Raw genomic sequence first — 10,929 nt, 5'->3', positions numbered from 1 at the left:
AAATATAACTATAGCGCGTATCCCAGTTCAACAAACAGGAGCCCGTTTATAAATAGAAAAGTCCTGCACCTGGTGCAGGACTTCCTTTATGAAGTACCCAATTCGTAATTCGTAATTGAATAATTCGTAATTAGAACGATTGCTCGCCCTGTATATTCTGCATATTCTCGCGCTCTGCTTTTGTGTTCTTACGTTTGAAGATCTGTGCATCGAACTTGCCAAAGCGGTAAGCAAAAGTAAGGCGCAGTATGCGCGACTCACGCTTACGGATATAGTCCTGCGAGAAAGCCGGCGCTACCTGGTTCAGCTCATACTGGCGGGTATTAAATACATCGGAAAGGGCCAGGGTAAGGGAGGCTGTTTTGTTCTTCAGGAAATCCTTTTTCAAACCTATATCCATACTGCTGAAGCCTTTAATAGTACCCTGGGCAGAGGTGGGCACCATCATAAAACCACCGCCTCCGCCGCCGCGTCCACCACCACCGCCACCGGCGCTGTTGTTAGGCAGGGCTATGGTTGGCGCCTGGTAGTTACCACTGATCTGCAGTGTAAAGTTAGCCGGAAGCTTGGTCTCTGAATTGAGCTTTGCATTCCAGCTAAAGTTGCTGTTCTTAAATACTTCTTTATCCTGTGTTACAGAAATTTCCGTGCGGTACAGGTTAACGTTGGCCGTTACATCCCAGATACCAAAGAAGGTTTTTTTACCGGTCAGCTCCGCGCCGTAAGAGTTATTCTTATCCGCATTCACAAAGGTGGTGAGCAGGGTATCTTTCCCTAAAGGCACGCTGATGGTAGACAGCAGGTTATTGGTATTCCGGTAGTAAATGGAGCCCAGGAAATTGCTGTTCTTCCAGTTCTTGGCATAAGAAAATTCCAGGCTGTTGGTATACTCCGGTTTCAGGTTCGGGTTACCCTCGCGCTGGTTCAGCGGGTCAGTATAATCGCGGTAAGGTATCAGCTGAAAAAAGTTGGGACGGGTTACGCGGCGGCTGTAGTTCAGCTGCAGCTCCTGGTCGTTCTTGAACTTCTGCGACAGGTATATGCTGGGGAAGAAACCCGGCGTGGCTTTGGTAGGCTTGAACTTCATTCCTTCGCTGGGGATCTCACCGGAGTAAACATACTGCTCCACACGTAAGCCACCCTGGTAGCCAAAGTTACCAACGGTGCCGGAGTAGTTGACATATCCTGCATAGATCTGTTCTTTGTATTTATAGTCGTTAGACAGCAGATCGTTAAACGTGTAACCCTTTGTGATGGAATCCTGGTCATACACATTGTAAATGCTGCTGTAATTACGGAGGGTGGTCTTTAAGCCCAGCTCCAGCTTGCCATTCTTACCAATAGGATCGGTATAATCCGTTTGTGCGGTAATAAAGGTGGTTTTACCGTCGGAGTGGTTGTTCTGCAAAGCAGCCTGCCCGGTAGGCAACCCGTCCGGCGTAAGCGGCTGTGTATTAAAATCACCGTTGCGGTTATTGGTGCTGTAGTTATAGTTAACACTGGCCGACAATTCCCGGTTAGGTTCTGCAAAAGTATGTTTGAAATCCAGCGCAGTAGTGTAGTTGCGGAAACCGAACTTGTTGTTATTAATACGGTTGCTCAGGGAATCGCCTTTATTAAAGGTGCTGCGCAGGTCCTCGTAGTTCTTAAAATTACCGTCTACAATATTCTGTGAAACAGAGATGGTGTTGCGGTTATCCAGATAATAATCCAAACCTACCCGGCCAAACTGGAAAGTAGGGGTGCTGCGGCTGTTGCTTTGCTGGTGCAGGAAGCTGGTATCGCCATTCAGGTAGTTGGTACGGTCCGTAGTACCATCGCCCCAGTTGCGGTTGGCATTCACCATGTAGTTGGCAAATACATTCACCTTTCCCTGGCGCACATTAATGTTGCCGCCGCCGTTGTATTTATCGCCGGTGCCAATACCTGCGGTTACCATACCGTTAATGCCTGCACGCCGGTTCTTTTTCAGCACAATGTTCAGGATGCCGGACATGCCTTCCGCATCATACCGGGCAGAGGGGTTGGTGATCAGCTCCACGCTTTCAATAGCGTCTGCCGGTATCTGGTCCAGGGTAAGGGTAGAGGGTTTACCATCCACAAAAATGGTGGGGGAGGCATTACGTACGGTTACATTCCCGTCAATATCCACATTCACGGCAGGCACGTTCTTCAGCACATCCTGCGCGGTGCCGCCCACGCTTACCAGGTTACGGTCTACGTTAAACACCTTTTTATCAATACCCATGGTAAAGGCGCTTTTTTGCCCGGTAACTTCCACGGTGCCCAGTAGTTTGGAATCCGGCCGCATTTTCAGGTTGCCCAGGTCCTGGTCCATGGTCTGGGGGCTGATGGCCACCTTTTTATAAATGCTGCCATAACCCATAAAGGTAATGCGCATATTAAAGGTGCCAAAAGGCAGGTTCTCAAAGTTAAATTCGCCGTTCTCTTTGGTGAGCATACCGGTTACCACGCTGGAATCGCGCAGTTTCAGCAGGGCTACTGCCGCATAACCAATAGGCTTTTTGGTGTCAGCATCTACCAGCTTACCATAAACATGTCCGATCTGGGGCATTTGCCGCTGGCCGTTAGCGCCGCCACGGGCGCCTGCTGCTGCTCCCTGTTTGCCGCCGGTAGCGGGCATAATTGGTATTTGCGCATGTAAGGATGCGTGCCCTAACAGGGCCGCGGCCAGTAAAACGTACCATTGTTTCATCGCTCTTATATTCGTTGATCTTAATTGTAGTGTGAAAATATTAACAGGTGATTTGGGTTCGATGCCGGGCACAAAATTATTGGTAATTTATATGCCGCTTTGCCTAATATGACGAATGGGGTATTTTAGCCGAGGAAACCAATAAAAACAGCGGTAAAAGGTCTTAACAGTAATTAACAATCAGCTGGTGCCGGGCTGCCGGAAGCAGCCATCCCGCAGTATTTAAATAGGGATAAGCGCTGTAATGCGCGGTATTGATATGCTTACGCCATTAGCAGCTGCAGCAACCCGATCAGGAAACCCAGCACACCGCCAATGATCTCTACGAAACGGAACTCGCGCGACATAATTCCCTGCAGGATCTGTTCCAGCTTATCAGAAGAAAAAGCAGCTACCTTGTCGGTCACAATACGTTCCAGGTCCAGCTCGTCTTTTACATTGTCCAGGTATTGGGCTATCATCATGGGGAAAAGGGTATCCAGCTCTTTTACCAGCACATCCTTGATCTGTTTAATGGTGCTGTCGCCAATGAACATGGAAAGCACGGGCATAGCATCCGGCAGTTTTACACGCAGGAAATGTTCCAGGTGATCTTCAACCAGGGGGATAATATTTTTGATCTTTTCGGGATCGGTGAGCTTTTCGCGGATGTCTTCAAAGGATAGCAGCTCATCTGCTACCAGCTTGCCCAGCTTTTGGGCAAACTGCTGCTGCCGTTTGGGAAAGATGCCCTGCAGGGTCATAAAACCCAGGTTCATAGGCTGCCGGGGATGGAACAGCATTTTAATGGCGATCCAGTTAGTGAACCATCCTATGAAAGCGGAGATGAACGGAATCAGGTAGATAGACATTGTAAACTCACAGTTTTAAAGAGCGCAAAGAAAGGGAAAAATGAGCAAATAGCGGCGGATTGTTAAGGTGGACTGGCAGGATAGAATTTTTTTAGGCAGCTATTTGGAAATTGAGAATGATTTCACTTATCTTTGCAGTCCGCAAAATGAAACGGTGGTTGTAGCTCAGCTGGTTAGAGCACTAGATTGTGGTTCTAGGGGTCGTGGGTTCGAACCCCATCATCCACCCGAAATTTGAGAGGGCTTCTGGTAACAGAGGCCCTTTTTCTTTTATTTCACTGTATTGCGCGCGAAAATTGGCTTACCTCACCAAAGGGTATGGGCAATGGCAGATAGATCCGGCTTACTTAAAAATGCACACTTAATGTGCATATTCGGACAGTTAAGAAGGATAATTCTATACAACCAATTCATAATCAATTACTATAGGAACCGGCATCATCCTTGCCCCCTCATTGTTTTGCATGTAAAAACTACCCGGAACAGGTCTCGTTCCAACAACAGTCTTAGTCCATAAGAAAAAGAGCTCCTTATGTCTAAAATTTACTTCAAACTCATTTGGCGCAACCTTGTAAAAGACCGTCAGTTCAGTTTCCTTAATCTATTAGGACTTTCTACGGGCCTGGCTTGTGCTGTGCTGATCTATTTGTGGGTCAATGATGAATTACAGGTCGATAATTTTCATGAGAAAGATAGCCGCCTTTACCAGGTAATGCAAAACGTACCGCTGGCCGATGGCGGTATTATGACCACTGAACATACACCAGACCTTTTAGCTGAAGCACTGAAGGAGGAAGTACCCGGAATCGAAGACGTAGCAATGACACAGTCGCCTGATGAAACGGAGAACCCTAAAGGATTACTTTCTGTAAGTAACACGGGCATCAAAGCAAGAGGCCTGTTTGTAACCGGCAATTTTTTCAATATTTTTTCCTATCATCTCATTGAAGGAAATAAAGAGCAGGCTTTTTCAAACAAGTCTGATGTGCTTTTATCAAAAGATATAGCAATAAAATTATTTCATGACTTCAGGAATATAACAGGTAAAACAATAACCTGGTACAGGGGTAAAGGAGATCCTGTAAATGGAACATATATGGTTTCCGGTATTTTTGAAGCACCCCCTTCCAACTCAACCCTTCAGTTTGATATTTTGTTCAGCCATCCATTATATGTTGCAACCACCCGGCAGGATATAAACTGGTATAGCAGCGATCCATCCACTTATGTTGTCCTGAAAAAAGGGATCGATCCGCAGCAGGTCGATAAAAAGATAAAGGATTTTATTAGGTCAAAAAATGGTGCTGAATCGGATGGCACTTTATTTCTCCAGCATTATTCCGGTAAATATTTATATAACCATTATGAAAATGGTAAGGTCTCAGGCGGCAGAATAGAATATGTAAAGCTATTTTCCATCATAGCCTTTTTTATACTGATCATAGCTTGTATTAATTTTATGAACCTTTCCACTGCCAAAGCTTCTCAAAGATTAAAAGAAGTGGGAATAAAAAAAGTGGTTGGCGCCAGCCGGAGATCCCTTATTCTCCAGTACCTGGGTGAATCTGCACTGATGGCTCTTTTATCACTTGTCATAGCCCTGCTGCTGGTTATTATTTCCTTACCTGCATTTAAAGGCATTACAGGAAAGGATCTTACCCTGCATTTCGATGCCAGCTTTATTCTTTCGCTTACAGGCATTACCCTGGCTACCGGTTTTATAGCAGGCAGCTATCCTGCTTTGTACCTCTCCGGCTTCAAACCTTTAAGGGTATTAAAAGGCGGATCAAATACCGCTGCAGGTGAATCCTGGATAAGAAAAGGATTAGTGGTGTTCCAATTCACTATTTCTGTTGTGCTGATCGTATCGGTGCTGGTTGTTTATTGGCAAATGAAGCTCATACAAACTAAAAATCTGGGGTATAATAAAGATAATATCATCCGTATTACAAATGAGGGAAAGATCCAGGAGGATCTCTCTTCCTTTCTTTCGGAGCTTAAAAATACACCGGGTGTTATAAATGCATCGGATGTAGAGGGGGATATGCTGGGCAATCACAGCGGCGGTGGCGGTATAGACTGGCCGGGGAAAACAGGACGTATTGAATTTAGCGGCCTGTATGTTGATTATGATCTGATGGAAACCATTGGTTTGAGCATGAAAGAAGGGCGTATGTTTTCCAGGAAAATCAGTTCCGACAGTACCGGCGTTATTTTTAATGAAACAGCCATTGCCGCTATGAAGCTGAAGAATCCTGTAGGCCAAACCGTAAAGCTCTGGGGAAATGAGAAGCATATCATTGGCGTGGTAAAAGACTTTCATTTTGAATCGTTGCACAAAAAGCTGGGCCCTTTCTTTTTAAGCTATCAAACGGGTGCCGGCAATATTCTTGTTAAGGTCAAAGCAGGAGCTGAAAAAGAAACGCTCACCCGGATCGGGCGGGTATATAATAAATTTAACCCGGGACTTCCTTTTGAGTATAGCACCCTGAATAATGATTATCACGTGTTATACGCCTCTGAGGAACGGGTTGCCATACTATCACGCTACTTCGCAGGAATTGCTATTGTTATTTCATGTCTTGGTTTGTTTGGTTTGGTTGCCTTCTCTGCTCAAAAACGGCAAAAGGAAATTGGCATCCGCAAGGTGATCGGTGCCTCTGTTCTTAATATTGCAACAATGTTATCAGCAGACTTCTTCAAGCTGGTGCTGCTGGCATTTTTAATAGCTATACCTATATCCTGGTGGGCTGCTGATCAATGGCTGCAGAACTTTGCCTATCATATCACCATAAATGGGGTCCTGTTCATCGTAACAGGAGCCTCCATCATTCTTATAACTTTACTGACTGTGATTTTCCAAACAATAAAAGCAGCCATTGCTAACCCGGTAAATAGTTTGCGGGCGGAGTAAATACTCATTCCAGTAGCAAATCCTTTATACAACGTTAATACTTTGTTAAAGCGGCCTTAACATACGGTTTTAATATTTGCACCTTCCTAAATGCAAATTTAAAACCGTCATGATGAATCTTTTAAGAGGATCATTCTTTAGTATTATTCTGTGTCTGTTTGCTATTTATTCAATAGCACAAACCAACCTGGCAGGCATTTCCGGTAAAGTAAGCGGAACAAACAACACACCATTACCAGGTGCATTCATACTGGTAAAAAATGAGTCAACAGGATTTCAGACAAGAGCTGTATCCAATGATAAAGGTGAGTTTTTTTTGAAAGAGCTGCCATTGGGCGCTCCCTATTCCATTACGGTGGAAGCAATGGGAATGGTGTCCCAGAAACAAACCGGTTATGCATTGAACCAGGGCGATCTGCTGAAGGTTACTTTCAGCATGGCGGAGAAACTGACCGACCTGCAGGCCGTTGTTGTTACCGCAGGATCCCTTAAAAATAAGATTGAAAATATAGGTGCATCCACTGCTGTAACGGCAAGGGATATAGCAAAGCTGCCGGTGAACGGCCGTAATTTTACCTCGCTCATGGATCTTTCTCCTTTAAGCAGCGGCACCAACTTATCCGGGCAGCTGGCATCCGCCACCAACTTTACCATTGACGGTATGGCGGCCAGGGGTACCATTTCCGGCGGGCAGCCTACCGGGGCTTACTCCATTACTATGGAAGCTGTGCGCGAGTTTCAGGTGGTTACCAACCAATATGATGTTACGTATGGGAATGCAGGCGGCGGTACTGTAAGTACGGTTACCAAATCAGGTACCAACACGTTAACAGGAAGCGCCTTTACCTTTCTGCGTACGGATTGGCTATCCAGCCAGTACGGCCTGAACGGACAGAAACGTAATCAGCCCTTTTCTACCTATCAGTATGGCTTCTCAATAGGTGGGCCTATTATTAAAGATAAAGCGCATTTCTTTTTTGCCTGGGATCACCAGGAAGATTCTCATCCTTTATATATAGCCAACATCCAGTCAGCGGCCGATGAAAAAAGATTTAATGTAACGCAGGCTACGCTGGATCAGTTCCTGACTATTGCAAGGGCCAAATATGGCGTTGCCGCCACCCCCCAGTTTGGCCAGTTTGATAAAAAGAAAAATACCCATGCTGTTTTCGGAAGGATCGACTGGCAGTTAAACCAGAAGAACCTGCTGACTGTCAGGGACAACTTTATTTATGATATGGATAACCAGTCAGATGGGGATAATACTGCTATTAACATCTATGAGGTGTACAGCTCCCGCAAAAGCTTAAACAATAGTTTGATCGCCTCCCTGCGTACTTCCATCAGCTCTAACCTGACCAATGAGCTGAAACTGCAGCACTATTGGGAATACAATAAATTGTTTGCCAACGATCAGCTGCCGGCAGCTAACATTCCCAGGGCCATTGTACAGAATATTCAATCCAAGGCCAGCGACAGCTCAACGGTAACCACTGCCATTCAGTTAGGCGGTCAGCGTTATGGTGGCGACTATTTCAATAATAACCTGGTACAGCTGATAGATAATGTATACTGGAATACAGATAAGACCCGCTTTACCTTTGGAGGTGGCGTTACGTTTACCAATCAGAATTCCATTTACGGAAGCGAAACCAATGGCCGCTTTTATTTTACCGGCCTGAATAATTTTGATAACCTTACGCCTTACCGTTTTGCAAGGGATATTTATTTAACAGATGATCATAACGTCAAGTTTAATATCCTGGCGCCGAATATCTATGCGCAAATGCAAACCAGCCTGTTCCCCGGCTTTGATATCACTGCCGGTGTACGGGTGGATTATACCGCATACCTGAACCAGGCGAACTATAACGAAACCGTGTTCAATACACTTGGTCTAAATACCGCTAATAAGCTGAGGACTTTGCAGGTACAGCCCCGTATCCAGGCCACCTGGGATGTAGGACAGAACAAACGTGATATCATCAGAGTAGGTGGTGGTATCTTAGGCTCTGCGCTGAACCCTTATTCCATGATCAACAATATGCTGTTCGATGGCTCACATATCGTTGGCGTTGATCTTACCGGCGCAATGGTGCCCAGCCCGAATTTTGTATCCTACCGTAAGGATCCTGCATCTGCCCCCGGTATGGATCTGCTGAATAATCCCAATATTCCAAAACTGGCCACCATCAATATGAATGGTAAAGATGCTAAAGTACCTACCGTTTATAAGGCTAACGCGTCCTATTCGCATTTCTTTAATGAAAACTTCAGGATGAGTGTGAACGGTTACCTGACCTTTGGCCGTAACAATTACACGTATGTAGACCGTAACATGGTGGAGCAGCCTTACTTCCGTATTGCTGCAGAAGATAACCGCGGGGTATATGTACCCGCATCTACTATCAATACTATAAATGGTTCTGCCGACTGGACCCAGAGCCGTAAAACAACACAGGTAGGCCGTGTGCTGGAGCTGGTAAGCACCGGAAAGGTAAACCAGATGGCATTTGTAGTAGACGGTAGCTATCGTTATTTCAGAGATGGGGAAATTGCTTTTTCCTACACCTGGAACCAGACCAAGGACAATACTTCCTATAACGGTAACGTAGCAAATACCGCAACGCTGGTACAGTACATAAAAGACGATCCGCGCGATCTGAGCAAAACAACCTATTCCGATAACCAGTTCAGAAATAAGATAGTGGTTTACGGAACAGCGCCTACCTTCTGGGGTATCAGCGCCGGTGTTCGTTTCTCCGGCATTGGCGGCACCCGTTATTCCCTGGTAGTTAACGGGAATGTGAACGGCGACTTTGTTGCCACTAACGACCTGGCTTATGTATACGATCCCAATTCCGCCAGTACGCCGCAATACCTGAAGGATGGTATAAATGCTATTCTGGCAAATCCCACTGTAGAAAAGGGCACAAAAGATTATATCCGGAAAAGCTTTGGCAAGATAGCTGAGCGGAATGGCGGCGTAAATCCTTTCTATGGTGTGTTTGATATAAGGCTGGCAAAAAAGATAAAGACCTTCAGAAAACAATACCTGGAGGTATCTATGGACATGTTTAACGTGGCTAATGCGCTGAACAGGGACTGGGGTGTAAACCATAATGTTGGCGCAACCAGCTTATACACGATCAAGAGCTTTGATGCCACTACAAATACCTACAAGTATGCGGTTAATACCAATGCAGGTGTTTCTGCTTTAAGTGGTAATCCTTACCAGGTACAGATAGGTGTAAGATATGGATTCTGATAATGCTGAATAAAGGATGAACACGCTTCATCCACCAAAACGGGAAGCCTTCAAAAGCTTCCCGTTTTTTATTTGTTTAAGCTCCGCTGGAGCAGCGCCCATCATACCTTGAAACTATATTTTTTAGTTTTTTGCTAAAAATATTAGCTTTACAGAAAAAGAAGGGCTATGCCAGTTGAATTAGAGGAGGTTAGAATGGGCAATTATTTTGCCCTGGGAAAGGAGGTGATCAGGATCTCAGAACATCACTATCCTATACTGACGGCATTGTGTGATCAGCTGCAACCTTTACGCTTACAGGCTCCCCGCCTGAGCAAGCTGGGTTTTAACCTGGTACGGCCCCAGGATTTTAATAACTGGACCAAAGTACACCATGGCCTGCCCGTTTTCCTGAAAGCTGCTGCCAATAACCGCTATATACTGCAATTCACAGGGTACGACAAGGTGCGGGTGGTGGAATACATTCATGAGCTGCAGAATATCTGGTACTGGTTATTTGCAGAGCCCCTGCAAAAGAAAGAAGATCTGCCCCAGGAACCGGATAGCTCCGGCGCCCTTGCCAACCACGCCTATCAGCCGTTTTATCTTACCTGGGACTGCCAGTTCCTGATCTGCACCAAACCGCATGTTTTATGGCGCATTACCAGCGATAAGCCCCTGTTTGAACATGCGGGTAAAAAGCTGGGGCTAAAGCTCATGCAGGGCCAGGCCGGTAACACTTTACAGAACCAGGCCATAGAATGGCTGAAGATGGAGCTGCGCAGAATGCCGGCATTAACTGAAAAGGGTGCCTCCTGATGCTGCATAAAGAGCTGATCTCCTGGCTGCCTGCTGGTGATGGATCTGTATTGATTCAGAATTGACTTTACATGTTGGGGGTTAATTAAGGATTAATTAAATTACTAACATGAAAGGAAAATCATTAGGACCACCTCCTATCTACGCCGAGACCTTGAAAATCAGCGTTGCCCGGGAATATCTATCGACAGATCAAAGCTATGGGGAGTTGGCAAAGAAGTACGGCCTTAAAAACAGAGAGGTCGTTAGGAGTATGGTGTCCTGGTACGAAAGGCATTACAGCCAGGATCAGCTGCCAGTAGTTAAAAATGCTCCAGCAGTTGGCTCACCGGACCTAAAAGCAGGAGCCTCCAATACAGATAAGGAAAAACAATTAAAGGAA

At 45.6% G+C, this 10,929-nt stretch carries 6 protein-coding genes and 1 tRNA gene; 5 read left to right on the top strand and 2 right to left on the bottom strand.

Translation table 11 applies throughout. From position 1 onward, the window contains the following. Positions 1-130: 130 nt before the first annotated feature. Positions 131-2,716, bottom strand: coding sequence for a TonB-dependent receptor (locus BMZ54_RS13195; RefSeq protein WP_089912021.1), 2,586 nt, complete (start codon positions 2,714-2,716; stop codon positions 131-133). 263 nt (positions 2,717-2,979) lie between these two features. Then, positions 2,980-3,567, bottom strand: a complete 588-nt coding sequence (locus BMZ54_RS13190; RefSeq protein WP_089912018.1) for a DUF445 domain-containing protein — start codon at positions 3,565-3,567, stop codon at positions 2,980-2,982. A 154-nt stretch (positions 3,568-3,721) separates the two neighbouring features. On the opposite strand from BMZ54_RS13190, the gene BMZ54_RS13185 reads away from it, so the two are divergent. From BMZ54_RS13185 to BMZ54_RS13165, 5 genes are all read left to right on the top strand, one after another. After that, a tRNA-His gene (locus BMZ54_RS13185) sits at positions 3,722-3,795 on the top strand. Positions 3,796-4,099: 304 nt separating this feature from the next. Next, a complete protein-coding gene (locus tag BMZ54_RS13180; RefSeq protein WP_089912015.1) occupies positions 4,100-6,481 on the top strand; it encodes an ABC transporter permease in 2,382 nt (793 codons plus the stop codon). Positions 6,482-6,590: 109 nt separating this feature from the next. Then, positions 6,591-9,749, top strand: coding sequence for a TonB-dependent receptor (locus BMZ54_RS13175; protein ID WP_089912012.1), 3,159 nt, complete (start codon positions 6,591-6,593; stop codon positions 9,747-9,749). 168 nt (positions 9,750-9,917) lie between these two features. After that, on the top strand, positions 9,918-10,547 hold the full coding sequence (locus tag BMZ54_RS13170; RefSeq protein WP_089912009.1) for a hypothetical protein: 630 nt from the start codon (positions 9,918-9,920) through the stop codon (positions 10,545-10,547). A gap of 109 nt (positions 10,548-10,656) precedes the next feature. Next, a partial coding sequence (locus BMZ54_RS13165; RefSeq protein WP_143081002.1) for a transposase occupies positions 10,657-10,929 on the top strand: 273 nt, incomplete at its 3' end.

The organism is Chitinophaga rupis, from assembly GCF_900109685.1.
GTDB classification, from domain to species: domain Bacteria; phylum Bacteroidota; class Bacteroidia; order Chitinophagales; family Chitinophagaceae; genus Chitinophaga; species Chitinophaga rupis.
This window is presented reverse-complemented; position numbering and strand designations above follow the sequence as displayed.